The sequence below is a fragment of the Longimicrobium terrae genome, from assembly GCF_014202995.1.
GTDB lineage: Bacteria > Gemmatimonadota > Gemmatimonadetes > Longimicrobiales > Longimicrobiaceae > Longimicrobium > Longimicrobium terrae.
Map to the genome: position 1 here is coordinate 32,758 of NZ_JACHIA010000004.1, position 19,379 is coordinate 52,136.

General features: G+C 70.5%; 13 protein-coding genes. 9 read left to right on the forward strand and 4 right to left on the reverse strand.

Going from position 1 to position 19,379, the window contains the following annotated elements; genetic code table 11:
* Window positions 1–31 precede the first annotated feature (31 nt).
* Together HNQ61_RS09005 and HNQ61_RS09010 are read right to left on the reverse strand one after the other, a co-directional pair.
* Window positions 32–721, reverse strand: coding sequence for a hypothetical protein (locus HNQ61_RS09005; RefSeq protein ID WP_170035617.1), 690 nt, complete (start codon window positions 719–721; stop codon window positions 32–34).
* A 199-nt stretch (window positions 722–920) separates the two neighbouring features.
* On the reverse strand, window positions 921–1,664 hold the full coding sequence (locus tag HNQ61_RS09010) for a creatininase family protein (RefSeq protein WP_170035618.1): 744 nt from the start codon (window positions 1,662–1,664) through the stop codon (window positions 921–923).
* Between the two features lie 67 nt (window positions 1,665–1,731).
* Between HNQ61_RS09010 and HNQ61_RS09015 the strand changes: the two genes are divergently transcribed.
* Together HNQ61_RS09015 and HNQ61_RS09020 are read left to right on the forward strand one after the other, a co-directional pair.
* A complete protein-coding gene (locus HNQ61_RS09015; RefSeq protein ID WP_170035619.1) occupies window positions 1,732–5,733 on the forward strand; it encodes an ATP-binding protein in 4,002 nt (1,333 codons plus the stop codon).
* Window positions 5,734–6,552: 819 nt separating this feature from the next.
* Window positions 6,553–7,491: an ATP-grasp domain-containing protein gene (locus tag HNQ61_RS09020; RefSeq protein ID WP_170035620.1), complete on the forward strand. Its 939-nt coding sequence runs from the start codon at window positions 6,553–6,555 to the stop codon at window positions 7,489–7,491.
* A gap of 533 nt (window positions 7,492–8,024) precedes the next feature.
* On the opposite strand, the gene HNQ61_RS09025 is transcribed toward HNQ61_RS09020, so the two are convergent.
* The gene (locus HNQ61_RS09025) at window positions 8,025–9,848 is read right to left on the reverse strand and encodes a peptidylprolyl isomerase (RefSeq protein WP_170035621.1); all 1,824 of its coding nucleotides are present in this window, start codon (window positions 9,846–9,848) and stop codon (window positions 8,025–8,027) included.
* Window positions 9,849–10,076: 228 nt separating this feature from the next.
* On the opposite strand from HNQ61_RS09025, the gene HNQ61_RS09030 reads away from it, so the two are divergent.
* The 7 genes from HNQ61_RS09030 (at window position 10,077) to HNQ61_RS09060 (ending at window position 17,877) form a co-directional block, all read left to right on the forward strand.
* Window positions 10,077–12,953 carry a tetratricopeptide repeat protein gene (locus HNQ61_RS09030; protein ID WP_170035622.1) on the forward strand — a complete coding sequence of 959 codons (2,877 nt, stop codon included), beginning with the start codon at window positions 10,077–10,079 and terminating at the stop codon, window positions 12,951–12,953.
* Window positions 12,950–13,399, forward strand: coding sequence for a type II 3-dehydroquinate dehydratase (aroQ, locus tag HNQ61_RS09035; RefSeq protein ID WP_170035623.1), 450 nt, complete (start codon window positions 12,950–12,952; stop codon window positions 13,397–13,399). The genes HNQ61_RS09030 and aroQ overlap by 4 nt, the downstream gene beginning before the upstream one ends.
* Before the next feature lie 158 nt (window positions 13,400–13,557).
* Window positions 13,558–14,121: an elongation factor P gene (efp, locus tag HNQ61_RS09040; RefSeq protein WP_170035624.1), complete on the forward strand. Its 564-nt coding sequence runs from the start codon at window positions 13,558–13,560 to the stop codon at window positions 14,119–14,121.
* Window positions 14,121–14,603 (forward strand): acetyl-CoA carboxylase biotin carboxyl carrier protein, encoded by a 483-nt coding sequence (accB, locus tag HNQ61_RS09045; protein ID WP_183685626.1) that lies wholly within the window; start codon window positions 14,121–14,123, stop codon window positions 14,601–14,603. Before efp ends, accB begins: the two co-directional genes overlap by 1 nt.
* Before the next feature lie 2 nt (window positions 14,604–14,605).
* Window positions 14,606–15,766, forward strand: coding sequence for a type IV pilus twitching motility protein PilT (locus HNQ61_RS09050; RefSeq protein ID WP_170036004.1), 1,161 nt, complete (start codon window positions 14,606–14,608; stop codon window positions 15,764–15,766).
* A gap of 13 nt (window positions 15,767–15,779) precedes the next feature.
* Complete coding sequence (gene accC, locus HNQ61_RS09055) at window positions 15,780–17,132, forward strand: acetyl-CoA carboxylase biotin carboxylase subunit (protein ID WP_170035626.1); 1,353 nt, start codon at window positions 15,780–15,782, stop codon at window positions 17,130–17,132.
* Between the two features lies 1 nt (window position 17,133).
* Window positions 17,134–17,877 carry a 2-phosphosulfolactate phosphatase gene (locus tag HNQ61_RS09060; RefSeq protein WP_170035627.1) on the forward strand — a complete coding sequence of 248 codons (744 nt, stop codon included), beginning with the start codon at window positions 17,134–17,136 and terminating at the stop codon, window positions 17,875–17,877.
* An 831-nt stretch (window positions 17,878–18,708) separates the two neighbouring features.
* Here the strand turns inward: HNQ61_RS09060 and tmk are convergent.
* The gene (gene tmk, locus HNQ61_RS09065; RefSeq protein WP_170035628.1) at window positions 18,709–19,359 is read right to left on the reverse strand and encodes a dTMP kinase; all 651 of its coding nucleotides are present in this window, start codon (window positions 19,357–19,359) and stop codon (window positions 18,709–18,711) included.
* Window positions 19,360–19,379 lie beyond the last annotated feature (20 nt).

Here is a 19,379-nt window from a genome sequence, read left to right on the forward strand (position 1 = left end):
TCCCCGGGGCCGTCCGTCCGCCGCGCGACCGTCAGCGCGGGACGGCGGTGCGTTCGGCGCGGTAGGACCGGCTGGGCACTTCCACGCGCAGCACGCGGTTCAGTGCATCCACCCACACGTGGTGCTCGGCGCCGCCGGCGGGCTGCACCACCAGATGGAACAGCGTCACCGAGGTGCCGTTGACGGTGATGCTTTCCTCGCCGCGGCTGCTGACGGTGGCCATCACCTGCCGGTTCTCGCGCGGTACGATGACGGGAACGCGGCCGTTGTGGGTGCGCTGGGCCAGAAAGTGGTAGTGGTGCGCCACGCCCTCGTCCAGTACCACGGCGCCGCTGCTGGCCAGGTACTCGCGCAGCTGCTCGCCCGCGGGGGTGACGATCTTGGCGCTGAAGCGGCCGCCGTTCACCGTCCCCACGATCTTGCTGGTGGAGCTGCCACCCACGATGACCTGGTAGTCCACCGGGTCGCTGCCGATGCCGCGTGAACCCAGGCGGGTGTCCAGCTCCAGCGTGCCTTCGGGGGAGCGGACGCGCACGCGGCCCGTGGCGCTGATTTCCTGCCCGGTGCCGCTTCCCAGCTGCGTGATGGTGAATTCCTCGGTGCCCACCTCGCGGCCGTCCACGTACACGCGAAAGGTGCCGGTGTCGCCGCCCTGGGCCGCCGCGGGGGCAGCCAGGGCGAACACGGCGAGCGGCAGGGCGAGTCGGGTCAGAATCTTCATGTCTCCTCACGTGAATGGCGGCGCGCCCGTGCGGCGGGCACGCCGGTCCGCATGAGCATACCCCGCGCCGGGGCCGGGGTTTCGGCGCGGCACGTTGCAGGGTTCCGCCGCGACGGATAACGTCCTGCTCCCGGACGTCCCCACCATCCGCGCGGATGATCACGCGCCCCGCGCGGTGCCCGCCCGTCATCCGCCCCCGCTACTCCTCCAGTTCCTCCACCGGCGGGGCGATGAACACCTTGAGGCGGATCTTCTGCAGGATGTGCTCGTAGATGCGCTTTCCCTTTTCCGCGGTGGCCAGGGAGGGCTGCCCCACCGTCCCCTCGCCGCCGGGGGGGATGCGCGGAAGCTGTCCGCCCACGAACTTTCTGGCCCGCACGGGGTCCAGTCCAAAGTCCCGCGCGCGATCCATCCGCACCACCTCGGGGCGCAGGTGCAGCAGCAGCGACGTCAGCACCTCGCCCGCGTGCTCCGTACCCCCCGTGCCGTCCAGCATCTCGCTCAGGTCCACCGACAGCGCCTCCACCACGCGCACCCGGGCGCGGACCGCGCGGATGGTGGCGATGGCCTCGGCGTGCGGGCCGTGCACGTTGGCGGTGATGGTGATGAACTCCGTAAAGCCCTGCGCGGCCCACCCGGCCAGCAGTTCGTTGAGCGCGCGGTGCAGCGTCTTGGGCTTGAGCCCCGCCGTGCCGGCGTACACGGCCTCGCCCGGCAGGTTTACGCCGAAGGCGAACGAGGGCGCGCGCAGCACGCCGAACTCCTGCGACAGGTCGCGCGCCAGCGCCTCGGCCACGCACGAGCCCGCGCCCACGGGCAGGTGCGGGCCGGACTGGTCGCAGGCGCCCACGGGCACAATCAGCCGGCGGTCGCGCGTGAGGTGCGCGGCGATCTCCGTCCATGGCAGGTCGGAAAGGGCATAGGATCGGGAAGGCGTGAGCATCCAGACGACGGCAGAGGTGAAAACGGAGCCGGTGCGCGATCCGGCGCCCGCACCGCGGGGCGGGCCCATGCGTGATCGCATCGGCTGGGCCGCGGCGTGGGGCGCGGTGCTGCTGCTGGCGCTGTGGATGTCGCGCCTGACCTCCGGATGGTACCTGGGCGCGGCCGTGTGCGCACTGCTGTGGCTCGTTCTTCCCCGCGTGAGCCGCATCGAACGCGCGCTGGTCTTTGCCGCGCTCGCCGTGGCGCTGGGGCTGGCCGGACGCACGCAGTTCCGCCTGTGGCGGGTGGCATCCGACTGGAACCGGGTGCGCCCCGCCGTGGAGGAGCGCGCGGGCGAACGGGTGAACGACGGGCTGAACAACCTGTTCGACCGCGGCGGCCAGGCCGTGCTGGGCGCGGCAGACGCGGCGGGCGGCGCGCGCGTCGCAAGCACGGGGCTGTTCCAGGCGATGGAGCGCGTGCGCGCGCAGACGGGGATGAGCGCCGTGGCCATCTACCGCGCGGACGGCTCGCCGCTGGTGTGGGCGGGGGAGCACCGCGGCACCGTGCCGGACTCGGTGCGGCGCGGCCTGGTGGAATCGTCCTTTTCCGCCGGCCCGCTCTTTGGCTACGTGTACTTTACCGAGCCGCTGCAGACGGGCAACGTGGCGATCGCCGCCAAGCTGCTGCAGGCGCACGTGCGCATGGGCGAGGGCGCCACGCCGTACGCGGAGCGGTTCGCGGAGCGCAACGGCATCGTCCCCCGCTTCACCACGCCCGCGCTGGCGCAGGGCGACTCGGTGTGGGACTGGGCCACCAGCCGCGACACCATCCTGAGCGGCGTCTTCGAGACGCTTACGCAGGACGCGTGGCGCGACCGCGTGGTGGACCGTGGCCGGTGGGAGGTGTCGCTGGCGTGGGCGGCGGGCGCGCTGCTGCTGGCCCTGGTGTGGTGGCGCGGCGGCGGGCGCAATCCCGGCGTTCCCGTGGCGGTGCTGACGGTGGCGCTGGTGGTGGCGCCGCTGGGGGCGCTGGTGCACGCGGCGGAGCTGTTTTCTCCCACGCGCTTCGTCCTTCCGCTCCCGGTGGATGTCACGCTCGGCCAGCTTCTGGTCGTCCTGTCCGGCGCGGCCGTGTGGATGCTGGCGCGGCAGACGGCGGGGCGGCGCACCGGCCGGCTTCCGCTCCCCGTGCGCGTGGCGATGGCGGGGGGATGGATGGCGCTGGTGCTGTGGACGGTCCGCTCGTCCGTGGCGGCGGCGGTGCTGGCTTCGCGGGAGGGCGGCGGCGCGCCGGTGGTGCTGGCGATGTCGCTGCTGGCCGCGCTGCCGCTGTACGCGCTGCTGGGCCGGCGCGACGGGGACGAACGCGTGCGCGGCGAGGCCGTTGCCGGGAGCCTGATCGCGGCCGCGCTGCTGGCCGCCTGCGTGATCGGCTGGTGGCGTCCCGGGCGCGAACTGCCGGTGTGGTCCGCCGCCGCGTGGGCCATCCCCTTCGCGCTCGCCGCGTACGGCATCCCCCGCGTGGACGTGCGCCGCGGCGCGCTCCTGCCCTGGGTGTGCGCGGGATGGATCGCGGCCTCGCTCGCCCTCCCCGCGCTGTGGACGCTGCACCTGACGGAGCGGCTGGGCGAATCCGAGCGGGAACTGGGGAAGCTGGGGACGCAGGCGGACCCGTTTCTGGACTTTCTGCTGCGCCAGTTTTCGGAAGACGTGCTGCGGCTGGATGCGGAGGGGCGGCAGGGGGTGAGCCTGCTGTACCAGGCGTGGGTGGAGGCGGGGCTGGCGCGGGAGGGATACGAGGGGCGCATCACCGTGTGGAGCGGCGGCGAGCCGGCCACGGAGCTGCGGCTGGCGGACGCGGCTGTCCCCCGCGAGCGGGTGGCGGCGCTGCTGCAGCGCGCCCGGCTGGACGAGGAGCCGCGGCTGGAGCGGATGACGGACGTTCCCGGCCTCCACTACCTGCTGGTGGTGCCGCTGACCGGCGGGCAGAGCGTGTCCGTGGCCGTTCCGCCGCGCGCGTACCTGTCGCGATCGACGTCGCTGGCCCGCTTTCTGGACCCGCAGGCCGCGGGGGAAGGGGACGACGGCGCCACGCTCTCCCTGGTCCCCGCGCGCGGCCTGGCGGAGGGCACGGGCGACATCCGCTGGCTGCGGGCGGAGAACGGGTGGCGGAGCGAAACGACGGTTCTGTTTCCCGGCCAGCCCATGCACGCGCACATGCTGCTGCTCACCCCCACGCGGGCCATCCTGGGCGCACGCGGCATCGTGAGCGCCGCGCTGCTGCTGGCGGCGATGACGCTGCTGTGGGCGCTGGGACGCACGCTGTGCGGCGAGCCGCTGGGGGTGGAGCCGGCGCGCTGGGCGTGGATCTTCACCTTTCGCGGCCGGCTGACCGGCGCGCTGTTCGCCTTCTTTCTGCTGCCGATGGCCGCGTTCGGCGCCACCGCGTACCAGGCACTGTCGCGCGAGGTGGAGCGCACGGCGGGCGCGCTGGCGGACCGCGCCCTCACGCAGGCCTCGGCGGAGGTGAACGGGCAGGGGCTGTCCGCCCTTTCCAGCCACGTGGGGGCGGATCTGCTCCTGTACCAGCGCGGGGTGCTGCGGCAGGCCGCGTCGCCGGAAGTCATCGACCTGGGGCTGTACGACGCGTGGCTCCCGCCGGCCGTCTACCTGGACTTCACCGTGGGCGAGGCGGTGGAGCGTGAAGAACGGCGCGAGCTTGCCGGGCGCGAGTACCTGGTGGCCTATCGCGGCGTGGAGGGCGGGCGCGTGCTGGCCTCGCCCACGCCGCTGGCCACGGGCGAGATCGCGCGGCGGCGGCGGGAACTGGCGGATCTGGTGGCGCTGGCCGGCCTGGCGGGCGCGGCGCTTTCCCTCGTCCTTTCCCTGCTGGTGGGACGGACGCTGTCGCGGCCCATCGAGGCGCTGAGCGGCGCGGCGGCCTCCGTGGGCTCGGGCGATCTTTCCGTACGCCTGCCGTCCGGGCGGCGCGACGAATTCGGGCGGGTGTACCGCGCGTTCAACCGCATGGTGCGCAGCCTGCGCCTGAGCCAGGCGGCGCTCGTACGCGAGACGCGGCGGACGGAAGCCATCGTCGCGGAGGCGGGGACGGGAGTCGTGGCGCTGGACGCGGCCGGGCGCGTGGCGCTCATCAACCCGCGCGCGGAGCAGATTCTGGGCGTGGACATTCCCGTGGGCGCGGCCATCCCCGGTGACTTGGCCCTTCCCGGCGTGGTGGCCGCGACGGTGAGCGATTTCTTGGCGTCCGGCGCGCGGGAGCGGGTGGAGGAGCGCGAGGTGGACGGGCGCGTGGTGCGCCTGCGCCTGCGCGGGCTGAGCGTGGACACCGTAAAGCGCGGCGCCGTGCTGGTGCTGGAGGACGTGACCAACGAGATCCGCTCCGCCCGCGTGCTGGCGTGGGGCGAAATGGCGCGGCAGGTGGCGCACGAGATCAAGAATCCGCTTACGCCCATCAAGCTGGCCGTGCAGCACGTGCGGCGCGCCTATGCGGACGGGCGCGATGACTTCGGCGGCATTCTGGACCGCAACGTGGAGGCGGTGCTGCGGGAGATTGACCACCTGGGCGAAATCAGCCGCGCATTCGCCCGGTTCGGCACGCCGGCGGAGGCGGGCGCGCCGCTGGAGACGGTGGACGTGCGGCGCGTATCGGAGGAAACGCTGGCGCTGTACCGCGGCGGCAGCGACGGCATCGACTACGGGCTGGATCTGGAGCCCGGCCTTCCGCCGGTGCGCGCGCGGGCGGGCGAACTCAAGGAGGTGCTGGTGAACCTGCTGGAGAACGCCCGAGGCGCGCTGGACGGCCCCGGCGAGGTGCGCATCACCGCGGCACAGGCGGGCGGCGGGGCGTGGGTGCAGGTGGACGTGGCCGATAACGGCGAGGGCATTCCCGCCGAGTCGCTGCCGCGCGTATTTGAGCCGCAGTTCAGCACCAAGACCAGCGGCACGGGGCTGGGGCTGGCCATCGTGCGGCGGCTGGTGGAGGCGTGGGGCGGGGAGGTAACGGTCGATTCCACCCCCGGCGAGGGCACCACCGTCCACCTGCGCCTCCCCGTGGCGCCGGCGTGAGCCACGATCGCATTCCGGTCGATGAACATCGTCGAGCGGCAATGTCCGTCGGGTGCCATCCTGCCCCACAGTGCCGGGCGGGCAGATCCCGCAGTCGCGATCACCGATGATGTCGAGCAGGCAGGCCGGCGAGTTGATTGAACAAACAGGTCGGCGGATGCGATCAGCCGATCATCCTCGGTCGCCGGATGGGAGTGAGTGTCGCCGGACGATGATGATGAGGAGGCAGGTTGAGGGATGATCAGGCAGTCGTGTTGCGCGGAGTGGGTAATCCGCCGCTCGGACAGCGGCAAGCTCGACACGTCGCCCACAGGCGCCGTTCGGGGCTTCAACTACGTCCGTGCGTGAGGGGGATGATCACCTGCAATCCGCACCGAATCCGCCATCGTGCTGTCGGCGTCGGTTCTCCGTATTGGTGGAGCGATGTGCGGGATTGAAGGATAGTGCGGCAGTCGCGCCAGCCTGGTGGAAAGGGAATGTAGCGGTGCGGAAATGCGGCGGCATCTGCTTATGTCCCCTTCGTACTCATTATCCGACGTTACTTGATTGATGGATGGCGATCCGCTATGGTTTTGCAGCGGCCCGGAGCACCCCCGCTCCGCGCGCCGTGCATACACCCGCATCCGGAGAATCACCATGCGCGACAAGACGCTCGCCTGCGGCGAGGAAAACCCGACCACCGCGCCGCGCTACGAAGAGTGCGTCGTGATGGAATCGGTGGAGACGGAGAACCCGTTCGGCGAGTTCTGATCCGCTTCCGCGGCGGGTCCGGGGCACGTTCCCCGGGCCCGCCATCCTGTCATCCCAGCGTGTAAATCCATGCCAGCCACGGCTCTGCACCCCGCTTCCGCCACCCTTGCCGCGCCGCCCCGCACCGGCGTGCTCATTGCCGGCGGCGACGCCGACCCCAACATCACCGCCCTGCTGCGGCGCGCGAACGAGCGTGGCCTGAACGTGGTGGACGTGCGCGTGGGCGCCGGCTCCAACCCGGGCCTCACCTGGGACATGCAGGCCGACACGCTGCTGGTGGAGGGCGAGGAAATCCGTCCGGGCTGCGGCTTTCTGCGCCACGACGTGTTCACCGGGCTGGCGGAAAAGCGCGCCTCGGCAGTGTTTCGCGCCAACGCGTGGTACACGGTGCTGCACGGGTGGATGCTGGCGCACGACGAGTTCCGCGTGATGAACCGCGACTACGCCGGCCAGGTGAACAAGCCGTTCATGCTGCGGACGGCGGCGCAGTGCGGGCTGCGCATTCCGCGCACGCTGATCACCAACGAAGTCGCGGCGCTGGACGAGGTTCCGGGCGCGGATGACATGATCGCCAAGCCGGTTCCGGGCGGCGGGTACACGCAGATGGTGCGCGACCTGCGCGCCAGCACGGGGCTGCGCGAGGGCCGCTCTGCCGCGCCCGCGTTCGTGCAGGAGCGGCTGATTGCGCCGGAGGTGCGCATCTACGGTGTGGGCGGCCGCTTCATTCCGTTTGCCGTCATCAGCGAGGAACTGGATTACCGCGCGGCGGATGACACCCGCGTGGAGCTGCTGCCGGTGGAAAGCATCGATCCGTCGCTTCTGGTGGCGCTGGGCAGGCTTATGGAGCGGCTGCGGATGGAGTTTGGCGCGGCGGACTTCAAGACGCACGCGGAAACGGGCGAACTGGTGTTCATGGAAATCAACAGCAGCCCCATGTTCGTGGCGTTCGACCGCGAAAGCGATTCCGCCGTCAGCGACGCCATCCTGGACTGGCTCACCGCGGACTGATCACCGTCCGATCCCGAAGCACCGCGAGCCCCGCCTCCAATGGAAGGCGGGGCTCGTTCGCGTTTTCGGTTGGCGGAGTGCCGGTCGTTGACCCAGCCCCCGGTCCCGGCGCGAACTCGGGATTCCGTGTGCGGGGGCGGCCGAGCGCCGGTCGCGACGAATCCCACCACCGCCGCGAACTCGGGATTCGGTGTGCGGCGCGGAGTGTCTTGAGCGAATGAATCCGCCGCTCAAACAGCGGTAAGCCCCGACACGTGGCCGCTGACGCGTCCACGTTCGGGGCTTCAACCGACCCCGGCGGCGGGTCCGGTGCGGGCGGCGCGCGCCGGAGCCGCTACCCCAGTCCGCGAAGGCGGACTTCGCGCCGTTGTTGCCGCGACTTCAGTCGCCCCAGCCCGGATGCCCGAACCCCCGCCAATCTACGTTTTTCATCATCCGCATCCGCCGAAACGCTGATCCTCATCAACAGAAAAGAAGAAGCCCCGCCACCCGGAATCCGGATGGCGGGGCTCGGGTCCAGCGGGAACGCGCGATCAGCTCTGGCGAACCAGCGTGGCGCGGTCGTCACGGATGCGGGCCTGCTTGCGGGCATCCGTCAGCCACTGCTGGAACATCTCCTGCCGCATGGACGCGGCCGCCTGCCGGCGCTGAACGTCCTTCTGCGCCTCGAACTGCGCGCGGTCGGCCGCCGTGCGCGCCACCGGGCGGATCAGGAAGACGCCGGCCGGCGTTTCCGCCGCCGGGCCCACGCGGTTGAGCGGGGTGCCGAACGCCGCGCCGATCGCCGCGTTGGCCTGCCCGAACACCGGGTTGGCGTCCACGCGGGTGAACGGACCGGTGCGCTGCACCGCGGCGCCGTTGGCCGCCGCCACCTGCTCCAGCGTCTGCCCGGCGTTGATCTGCGCCACCAGCCGGCTCGCCGCCTGCAGCGCCGCCGCCGAACGCTTGCGGCGCACCAGGCGCTCGCGGATCTGCGGGGTGGCCTCGGCCAGCGTCATTTCGCCCGCCGTGCGGTACTCCATCAACTGCACCACGTACATCGCCTGATCGGACTCCAGCACGTCGCTCACGCCCGTGCCCTCGCCCGCGGCGCGGTCCTGCTCCGCCGTGGCGGCCCAGTCCAGCGCCTCGCTCGCCGAGCCGATGCCGGCCGCGAACGGCGACTCGGCCGTCACGTCCACGTTGTCGCGGAAGATCACCCCCGGCGCGCCCTGCGCCGCGGCGCGCAGCCCGCCGTTGGCCGCCTTGGCCGCGATGTTCTTGAGCTGCGTCTCCACCTGGCCCACCGCCTCGTCGCTCTTGGCGAAGTTGAGCAGAATGTGGCGCGCCTTGGCCTGGTCGCCCGTGCGCTCCTGCACCTGGATCAGGTGCACGCCGAACTGGCTGATCACCGGCTGCGAAATCTCGTTCACCGGGAGCGAGAACACCGCCGAATCGAACTGCGGCACCATCTGCCCGCGGCCGAACGAGCCCAGGTCGCCGCCCTGCACCGCGCTGGCCTTGTCATCGCTCTGGCTGCGCGCCAGCTCGGCAAAGTCGGCGCCGGCAACCAGCTCGGCGCGAAGCTCCTGCGCGCGGCGGACGGTGGCCTGGCGGTCGGCTTCGGTAATGGTGAGCGGCACGTACGCCACCTGCAGGCGCGCGCCGCTGGACCGCTTGAACTCGTCCTGGTTGGCGTCGAAGAACGCGCGCACCTCGGCGTCGGTCACCGTGGGCACCGCCGGCGCCAGCTTCTCCAGCGGAAGCGAGACGTAATCAACCGTGGCGGTTTCCGAACGGTCCTGGAAGGCGCGCCACAGCTCGGCGTCGCTCACGTAGCGGCCGGCGGAAAGCTGGCTGGCCAGCTTTTCCCGCGGGAGCCCCTGGCGAAAGTACTGCTCCAGCATGGCGTACATCTGCGGCGTCATGTTGGGGCCGGACAGGAACTCCTGGTACTTGCGCAGGTCGAACGTGCCGTTGGTCTGAAAGATTTCCTGCTGCGCAAGCTCCGGGTGAGGGATGTTGCGCGAGGCCCAGATCACTTCGGCGTCGCTGACGGTGATGCCGCGGCGGTCCAGCTCCTGGTTGAGCAGCGCCTCGTTCACCAGACCCTGCCAGGCTTCCTCTCGCAGGCGCCGCGTCATTTCGGGCGTCATGTCGGCGCCCTGCGCCTGGGCGTTGGCCGTCAGCTGGTTGACGCGGTCGTTGTAGGCCTGAACGGTGATGTCCGTCCGGTTTACCCGGCCGAGCGCCGTGGGGCTGCCGTTGCCTTGGCCGAGCACGTCCATGCCGATCTGAAAGATCATCCAGGCCAGAAACGCCGGAATGATGATCCACACCAGGACCTTGCCCACATTGGAGCGGATGAACTGCATCATGGGGAAACGGACTCCGTGCTTGAACGAGGACGGCCGGGAGCGCGTCCTGCCTTGAGGGGTACGCGAACGCCGCTGGGGATGCGGAAAGTGAAGCCGCAAAGAATAGTTACGCGGCCCCGCTCCCGCAACCCGGCCGGGTTTGTTGACACCGCCGGAGCGCCAGATTTAAGTTGCACCCCCTGTCACTCCAGCCTCGCTCCGGCTTTCTCCCGCGCCCCGTTACACGGTATGGCCGATCTTTCCCCAGAGCTGGCGTCCCGCATCCAGTCGCTCGAAACCAGCTTCGCCGACAACCCCGGGCGCTACTTCGTGGCGCTGGCGGGGGCATGGCGCGAGGCGGGCGAGCCGGGGCGTGCCGAAGAAATCCTGCGGGAGCACCTGAAGCGCTTTCCCGGGCTGAGCCCGCACGTGCTGCTGGGGCGCTGCCTGGCGGACCGCGGGGCGTACCAGGAAGCGTCCAACGAGTTCCACTACGTTCTTTCCATCGATTCGCAGAACCTGATCGCGCTGCGCACGCTGGCGGAAATGGCCGCGCAGTCGGGCAGGCGCGACGAGGCGCAGCGCTGGTACAACGAGCTGCTGGCGGTGGATCCCATGAACGCCGAGGCGCGGCAGGCGCTGGCCGGGCTGGCGCGCTCCGGCGCGGACGCGGCCACGCTGGACCAGCCGGTGCGCACGGGGACGGAGTGGGGCGGGGCGGGGCAGGCGGACCGCGTGGCGGGCACCGCGTCCGAAGCCGGCTTCGCCGCGGAGGACGACGGCGGGTTCGGGCTGATCGACCTGAACTCCGAGCCCGCGTCCCCGCGCGCCGAGGCCCAGGCCGAAGCCGCCGCGGGCGAGTGGGGCGAGATCTCGCTGGACCACGCCGCGCCCTCCACGCCGACGGCCGAAACGCAGCCGGCCTCCTCGTCGGATTTCGATGCGTTCGCGTTCGGCAGCATGAGCCTGGACGACGAAAAGCCGGCGGACGAGCCCGCTTTTCTCGACACCTCGTCCAGCTTCGACTCGGCCCCGTCGTTCGACGCCGCGCCTTCGTTCGATTCTGCGCCTTCGCTCGGCGCCGAGGGCACGGGCGACTGGCTGAACTCCGACGCGCGCCAGGACCTGGGCGAGAGCGCCGCGGCGGACCTGGCGCTTCCCACGTTCAGCGACGACCTGCTGGACGCGCCCACCGCCGGCGCCGACCTTCCCCTGCTGGACTTCAGCGGCGAGGACGACTCGGACGCGGACGGGCTGATGCAGCTGGACGGCGGCATCGGGTTCGACGGCGCCGCGTCCGGCGGGCAGGGCGCGGGCGACCCGCACGACCACGTGGACGCGGAAGTCGTCACCGAGACCATGGCGGAGCTGTACGCCAGCCAGGGGCTGCTGGCCCGCGCGGCGGAGGTGTACCGCGAGCTGATCCAGCAGCGCGGCGACGAGCCGGGACTGGTGCGCCGACTGTCGGAAATCGAGGGCAGGCTGAACGCGGACGCCGCCGCGATGGACGAGGGCGACGCCCCCGCCTGGCTGCAGGGCGTGGACGCGTTCGCCGCGGGGACGGCAACGCCGGTGCCCGGCTCCGCCGCGGAGGTCGCGTTCGATTCCTTTTCCGCCCCCGCAGCGGACAAATCGTTCTCCGGCACCGTCGACGAGTCGTTCTACACCGCGCCGGCGGACGACGAGTTCTCCACCCCGGCCGCGGATGATCCGTTCACCGGCATCGTGGACGAGTCGTTCTACGCCAGCACGCCCGGCGACGCATTCTCGTCGGACGCAGCAAGCTTCGGGGATGACCTGGACCTGACCGCCGGGCTGGCGGATGCGTCCGGCGCCGCCGCGACATCCGAGGCAATGGGGTCCGGACCCGCTGCGTCCGCCGATCCGTTCGCGGATTCGTTCTCCGCCGGGTTCGACGGCGTGGAGGCGGAAGCTTCCCCGAGCGCGGACGATGTCCGCGATGAGTGGACCGCGCCCTCGGTGACGGAAACGGAGTCGGAAGGCTTCGACCTGATCGTGATCGCGGACGATGGAGGCGAACAGCACATCCACGCCTCCGCGGAAGAAGTCGCGGACCTGAGCGCGGACTGGGCCGTCGCCGCGGCCCCGCTGGGCTATGAGGGCGACGACGAGGAGGACGACGTGCCCGCCGCCGCTGGTTCCGCCGCCGCTCCGGCCGCGCGGACGATGCAGAGCTACTTCTCGTCGCTCCTGAACTGGCAGCCGGGCGGCGCGCCCTACGTGCCTGCAGCGGAACCGGCGGCCCCGCAGGTAGCGGACGATCTTCCGCGCGTGTCCGGCTTCGACGTGTCCACGGCGGACGCGGCGCCGTACGAGACGGGCGTTTCCGACTTCACCGTGCCGGACGACGCGCAGCCCGCCGCCGACGCGGGGCAGGCGGACGTGCCCGCCCTGCGCACCGGGGTGGACGACGCGCCCGTGCCGGCGGACGACCGCGCGCCGTACCAGGCGCCCGCGGACGATTCCGCGGCGCTTTCGCTCGACCTCCCCGCCGACGTTTCCGGGGATGATGACGTCGCTTCGGTGGATGACTTTGCGCCCATCGACTTCGGCACGCGGGCGGAGGACCTGCCGGCGGTTGCGGATCAGGATGATCCCTGGTCGGCGCCGTCGCTGAACGACACCGCGGCCGCCGCGGCGCAGCCCGATCCGTGGGACGCCCCGCTCGACGCGCCGGCGGCGGATCTGGATCTGCCGATGCTGGACGACGAGCCCTGGAGCACCGCGCCCGCCGCGGCCGCGGACCTGGCCGGCTTTGAACTCGCGGACGACCTGGCCGCCACCCCGTCCGCGCAGCCGGACGACGAGGGGCTGCTGCCGTGGGAGGCCCCCGCGGCGCCCCCCGCCCCGGAAGCCCCGGCGCAGCCCGCGGGCGACGGGTTCTCGTTCGAGGACTTCTTTTCCGGCCCCGCCGCGCCCGAGTCCGCCGCGCCGCCGACGCCCGCGGCCGCAGCGGCACCGTCCGCCGCGTTCGAGCCCGCGCCTTCGCCGGTGACGCCGCCCGCGCCCCCGGCCGCGCAGCCCGGCGCCCCCGCGGGCGGGCAGGACGAGGAAGACGAGGACCTGGAATCGTTCCAGGCGTGGCTGCAGAGCCTGAAGCGATGAAGATCGCCGTCGTCCACGGGCCCAACCTGAACCTGCTGGGCACGCGCGAGCCGGAGGTGTACGGCCGCGCCACCCTGGAGGACGTGAACGCCGCCGTCGCGGAGCTTGCCGCGGAACTGGGCGTGGAAGTCACGTCCTTTCAGAGCAACCACGAAGGCGGCCTGATCGACCACGTACACGCGGCCGCGGCCGGGGTGGACGGCTTCATGGTGAACGCAGGCGCGTACACGCACACCAGCATCGCGCTGGCGGATGCGCTCGCGGGAGTGGCGCGTCCGTACGTGGAAGTGCATCTTAGCAACGTCTTTGCCCGCGAACCCTTCCGCCATCGGTCCTGGCTGGCGGCCGGGGCGGTGGGGGTGATCTCCGGTTTCGGCGTGGACAGCTACCGGCTGGGCCTGCGCGCGCTGGTGGAGAACATCAAAAGAAAAGTGCCCGGTGCCTAGTGCCCGGTTCCTCGGGCGGACCGGCACAGGCACCTGATCCCCGGGCACCTGATCCCCGGGCACCTGATCCCGGGCACTTCAGTCTGGACTTTTTTGAACCTGGGCACCGGGCACTGAGCACTTCAGTTCCGTCCCTTAGTTTTCTACGAGGAGCGATTGTGGCGACGACGGCCGATTTCCGGAACGGAATGACCCTGAACATGGACGGGACGCTCTGGACCATCATGTGGTTCCAGCACCACAAGCCCGGCAAGGGCAACACGGTGGTGCGTTCCAAGCTGCGCAACGTGCTCACCGGCGCCGTGCTGGAAAAGACGTTCCGCGCCGGCGACCGCATTGACGAGGTGCGGCTGGAGCACCGGCCCATCACGTACAGCTACTCCGACGGGCACCACTACCACTTCATGGACACGCAGACCTACGACGACATCCCGCTCTCGGGCGAAGTGATCGGCGAGGACCAGCTGAAGTACCTGAAGGAGGGGATGGAGTGCGACGGGCTGGTGCACGGTGAAACCGTCATCAACGTGGAACTGCCGTTCTTTGTCACGCTGACCATCACGCAGACGGACCCCGGCGTGCGCGGCGACACCGCCACCGGCGGCACCAAGCCGGCCACGCTGGAAACCGGCGCCGTCGTGCAGGTGCCCCTGTTCGTGAACGAGGGCGAAATGATCCGCGTGGACCGCCGCGAAGACAAGTACATCGAGCGCGCCAAATGATCGAACTGGACTTCCTGCGCGGCCTCATCGAGGCCGTGGACGGCAGCGGCATCGACTCGCTGGAGATCAGCCGCGGCGGAACCCGCATCCGCATCAACAAGACGCCGCCGCCGGCCCCGGTGAGCGCGGCCATGGCCGCGCCCGCCCTGCACGCCGCTCCGGCGGTGCAGCACGCGCTTCCGGCGCCCGCCGCCGCTCCGGCCGCGGCCCCGGCTGCCGCGCCCGCCGCGCCGGCCAGCAACCTGGTGGAGATCAAGTCTCCCATGGTGGGCACCTTCTACCGCTCGCCCGCGCCCGAGGCCCCGTCGTACGTCGAGACGGGCACCCGCGTGAGCAAGGGGCAGACGCTGTGCATTCTGGAGGCGATGAAGCTCATGAACGAGCTTCCCGCCGACGTGGCCGGCACCATCCGCGAGATCTGCGTGGAGAACGGTGAGCCGGTGGAGTACGGGCAGGTCCTGTTCCGGATCGACCCGGCGTGAGCATGACGGAGGGGGCGGCCGCCGCGCGGTCCGGCGGGGGCCGCGAGTTCAGCCTGCGGGACGCGCTGCACGAGATGGTGCGGCGCAACGGCAGCGACCTGCACCTCAAGGTGGGCCGCCCTCCCGTGGTGCGCGTCAACGGCGAACTGTCGGAGACGGAACTCCCCATCCTGCGCCCCGAAGATCTCAAGAAGTGCTCGGAGCAGACGCTCAGCCCGCGTCAGCGGGAAGAGTTTGCCGAGCGCAAGGAGATCGACTTCGCCATCGGGGTACAGGGGCTGGGCCGCTTTCGCGCCAACATCTTTCAGCAGCGGGGCACGCTGGGAATGGCCTTTCGCGGCATTCCCTTCGAGGTCCCCGGGCTGGAAACGCTGGACCTGCCGCCCGTGCTGGAGCAGGTGGCGCTGAGCCCGCGCGGGCTGGTTCTGGTCACGGGCGTCACGGGGTCGGGAAAGTCGACCTCGCTGGCCGCCATGGTGCGTTACCTGAACGAGCGGCGCGCGGTGAACATCGTGACGGTCGAAGACCCGATCGAGTTTCTGCACCGCGACGTGCGGGCCATCATCAGCCAGCGCGAGGTGGGGAGCGATACGCACTCCTTCCACGACGCGCTGCGCCACGTGCTGCGGCAGGACCCCGACGTCATCATGCTGGGGGAAATCCGCGACCGGCCGTCCATGGAAACCGTGCTCAAGGCGGCGGATACGGGGCACCTGGTGCTCAGCACGCTGCACACGACGGATGCGACGCAGACCATCGGCCGCATCATCTCGTTCTTTCCGCCGCATCAGCACCAGGAAATCCGCGGCATGCTGGCCAACGCGCTCAAGGCGGTCATTTCCCTCCGCCTGATTCCGCGCGCCGACCGGCCGGGACGCGTTCCCGCCGCGGAAATCCTGGTGAACACCGCCGCCATCGCGCAGCTCATCCGCACCGGCGACGACTCGCAGTCCATTCCGGACCTGATCGCCGACGGACGGGTGCAGTACGGCATGCAGACGTTTGACCAGTCGCTGCTGGACCTGTACTCCCGCGGCTGGATCAGCTACGAGTGGGCCATGCACTACGCGTCCAATCCCTCCGAGTTTGCCCTGCGCGTTTCCGGCGTTCAGCCGGGCGAGCAGGAAATGGACTGGGGCAAGAAGCCCGGCCGCGACGCCTGAATCGACGAACAACGTGTTCCGTAAAGTCCTGATCGCGAACCGGGGCGAAATCGCCCTCCGCGTCATCCGCGCCTGCCGGGAGCTGGGCATTCGCACGGTGGCCGTCTACAGTGAGGCCGACCGCGAAAGCCTGCACGTACGCTTCGCCGACGAAGACGTGTGCATCGGCCCGCCCTCCGCCCGCGAAAGCTACCTCAACGTCCCGCGGATCATCGCCGCCGCCGAAATCACCGGCGCCGACGCCATCCACCCGGGCTACGGCTTCCTGGCCGAGAACGCCGAGTTCTCGGAAATCTGCGAAGCCAGCGAAATCACCTTCATCGGGCCCACGCCGCAGCAGATCCGGCTGATGGGCGACAAGGCCACCGCGCGCCGGACGATGCGCGAGACGGGGGTGCCCATCGTTCCGGGCACCGACGCCATCGCCGATCCGGAAGAGGCGCTGGCCGCCGCGCGCGAAATCGGCTTTCCCGTGCTGATCAAGGCCGCCGCGGGCGGTGGCGGCAAGGGAATGCGCGTGGCGCAGAACGAGGAAGACTTCATCGCCGCGTTCGGCATGGCGCGCGCGGAAGCCTCGGCCGCGTTCAACGACGATTCCGTCTACGTGGAGAAGTACCTGGCGCGCCCGCGGCACATCGAGTTCCAGATTCTGGGCGACAGCCACGGCCGCGTCATTCACCTGGGCGAGCGCGACTGCAGCATTCAGCGGCGCCACCAGAAGCTGCTGGAAGAAGCCCCGTCGCCCGCGCTCTCGCCGGAGCTGCGCGAGGCCATGGGCAACGCGGCAGTCGCGGGCGCCAAGGCCATCGACTACGTGGGCGCGGGCACCATCGAAATGCTGCTGAACGAGGACAACTCGTTCTACTTCATGGAGATGAACACGCGCATCCAGGTGGAGCACCCCGTGACGGAGATGTGCACGGGGTTCGACCTGGTCAAGGAGCAGATCCGCGCCGCCGCCGGGCTTCGGCTCAGCATTCCGGACGTGCCCATCCGGCTGCGCGGGCACGCCATCGAGTGCCGCGTCAACGCCGAGGACCCGTCGCGCAACTTCGCGCCGTCGCCGGGAACGGTGTCGGTGTTCAACGCGCCGGGCGGGCCGGGGGTGCGCGTCGACACGCACGTGTACGCCGGGTACCGGGTGCCGCCGTTCTACGATTCGCTGCTCGCCAAGCTGATCGTGCATGGCGCCAACCGCGAGGAAGCCATCGCCCGCATGCGCCGCGCGCTGCAGGAAACGGTAATCGAGGGCGTGCATACCACCATCCCTTTCCTCCTTGAGGTGATGGACAACCCGGACTTTGTCGCCGGCCAGGTGGACACCAAGTTCCTGGAGCGGTGGATGGCGGAACGGGCGGGGGCCTGAGATGAGGCTGGATGTGCTGCTGACCCTCGGCGAGCTGGTGCCGGGGGAACTCGCGGAGCGTACGGTGGTGGTGCTGGATGTGCTGCGTGCCTCCAGCAGCATCGTCGAGGCGCTGGCTTCCGGCGCGCGCACGCTGTATCCCGTGGGAACGATCGAGGAAGCGATCCGCCTGGCCAACACGCTGGGGCGCGATCAGACGCTCCTGGCGGGCGAGCGCAAGGCGCTTCCCATCGAGGGGTTCGACCTGGGAAATTCGCCCGTCGAGTTCACCTCCGAGCGCCTTTCCGGGCGCATGGTGGTGATGTCCACCACCAACGGCACGCTGGCGCTGGCCGCGGCGTCTGCCGGCGGGCGGGTGACGGTGGGGTCGTGGCTGAACTTCCAGGCGGTGGTGGATGACATCGTCCGGAGCGGCGCGGAGCCGGTGTTTCTCTGCGCCGGGCGCGACCGCGCGTTCGGGCTGGAGGACGCGGTGTGCGCCGGGCAGCTTGCCGCGGCGGTGATGGCGGCGCGGCCGGACGACACGTGGGAGCTCAACGACGGCGCCCGCGCCGCCATCGCGCTCGCCGAGGCGTATCCCGATCCCGCGGCGATGTTTCCGCAGACTACGGCGGGGCGCGCCATCATCGACGCGGGGCTGGGCGACGACCTCGCCTACTGCGCCCAGCGCGATCTGCGCGACGTGCTTCCCGTCCTGCAGGACCGGCAGATCACCGTCGCTCCGCCTGCGCCGGCTGCTTCCTGACGTCGAGCTGTCGATAGACCAGCGGCCCCCGTGCTCTCCGCAGAGCATGGGGGCCGTTTTTTGTCCCCGGCTTCACGCGGGCGGCGGAGTCGGTAAACAGACGCGATCAGGCAGGTGTGGCGGCTGTCCCGGCGCATCGGGCGAGGTTCCGTGTGGCGGATGGCTTTTCGTCCCGGGAATGGCGATGATGAGCAGAGCGGCATGCTCTGTCCGCCCCGGGAAACCGAAAGGTGTCCCCTCCAAAAAAATGCGGATGAACTCATCACGAGCGCCGGCCAGCGGCTCCGTCGGGAGGGGTTCGCACCGGGTTTTCAGGGGAGGACGAGAGGCTCGCACATCGATCCATCGGGTGTCTCGAGCGTTGATGGGAATGGGGGGCTTGCGCGAAATCGATGGCCTTTGTATCGTATTGCAGCTGCACTGCTTACCGGCAGTGCGGGGCCGCACCGGAGTCCTTGATGGATGACGATGCGGGCCACCCGGGGCTCTGCCCCACGGTGTCCATTGCCCTATGTTCAACCCTGAACGAAGGAGGTGATCCCTTGGCCAGTACGACTGCTTTTTGCAACCTGACACGGGCAAGCGATCGCCGCGTCGGCGCCTGAGCCGAAGCGCGAGGCAAACCTCTCCGCTCAAAGCGAGTTGCCCATGCGGCATCGCGTCAGGAAGCGGCAGAACTGAGCACCCCCGGTGGATTCGTCCGCCGGGGGTGTTCTTCTTTTCCGGCATCCGCGGCCGCAGCCCGCGAAGGCGGGCTTCGTGTCATTCGAGGCGCGGTTTCAACCGCCGGGCCGAGCTCCGCAGACGCGCACGAACCTGCTGTGGCCCCGCTCAACCGCTTCGCGGAAGCCCATCCAGCGCGTCGCGGACGATCCCCAGAATCTGCTGGTGCAGCGCGCCGGGCTCCGTACGCCCATCCACCACATGAAGCGTGTGCGGATACTCCGCCAGGGCGCGCCGGAAGTTTTCGCGCACGGTGCGCAGCTTCTCCGTGTTCTCGTACTTCTCCCCCACGAACTGCCGTGCCTGGATGCGCTCCACGCACACCTCCACCGGCGTATCTACAAAGAACGTGAGGTCCGCGGGGGGAAAGTCCTGGTTCAGCCGCTGCACCAGGTCGCGGTCCGCGTCGTCGTGGCACAGGTAGGCGAACGAGGACAGCGCGTAGCGGGTGCTGATCACCGTGGCGCCGGACGCAAGCTGCGCCAGCACGCCATCCACCTCGTTGTACAGGTGATCGTAGCGGTCCGCGGCAAACAGGTGCGCCAGCTGCCGGTCTTCCACGCGCGGGTCGGAGGAAAAGCGCAGGCGGTGCGACATCGCCAGGCGGATCATCCCCCCGATGGGTCCCGCGGTGGGCTCGGCGGTCAGAAAGCCGCGCCGCCCCTCGCGCGCCAGCCCTTCCTGGAGCATGCGGGCCTGCGTGGAGGTGCCCGATCCGTCGAGCCCTTCAAATACGATGAACAGACCTCGCGTGGTCATTCTTGCGATTGCCCCGATTG

Coding starts and splice junctions, on each gene's coding strand:
- HNQ61_RS09005 (WP_170035617.1), bottom strand. CDS start 721: ATGAAGATTCTGACCCGACTCGCCCTGCCGCTCGCCGTGTTCGCCCTG.
- HNQ61_RS09010 (WP_170035618.1), bottom strand. CDS start 1,664: ATGCTCACGCCTTCCCGATCCTATGCCCTTTCCGACCTGCCATGGACG.
- HNQ61_RS09015 (WP_170035619.1), top strand. CDS start 1,732: ATGCGTGATCGCATCGGCTGGGCCGCGGCGTGGGGCGCGGTGCTGCTG.
- HNQ61_RS09020 (WP_170035620.1), top strand. CDS start 6,553: ATGCCAGCCACGGCTCTGCACCCCGCTTCCGCCACCCTTGCCGCGCCG.
- HNQ61_RS09025 (WP_170035621.1), bottom strand. CDS start 9,848: ATGATGCAGTTCATCCGCTCCAATGTGGGCAAGGTCCTGGTGTGGATC.
- HNQ61_RS09030 (WP_170035622.1), top strand. CDS start 10,077: ATGGCCGATCTTTCCCCAGAGCTGGCGTCCCGCATCCAGTCGCTCGAA.
- aroQ (WP_170035623.1), top strand. CDS start 12,950: ATGAAGATCGCCGTCGTCCACGGGCCCAACCTGAACCTGCTGGGCACG.
- HNQ61_RS09050 (WP_170036004.1), top strand. CDS start 14,606: ATGACGGAGGGGGCGGCCGCCGCGCGGTCCGGCGGGGGCCGCGAGTTC.
- HNQ61_RS09060 (WP_170035627.1), top strand. CDS start 17,134: ATGAGGCTGGATGTGCTGCTGACCCTCGGCGAGCTGGTGCCGGGGGAA.
- tmk (WP_170035628.1), bottom strand. CDS start 19,359: ATGACCACGCGAGGTCTGTTCATCGTATTTGAAGGGCTCGACGGATCG.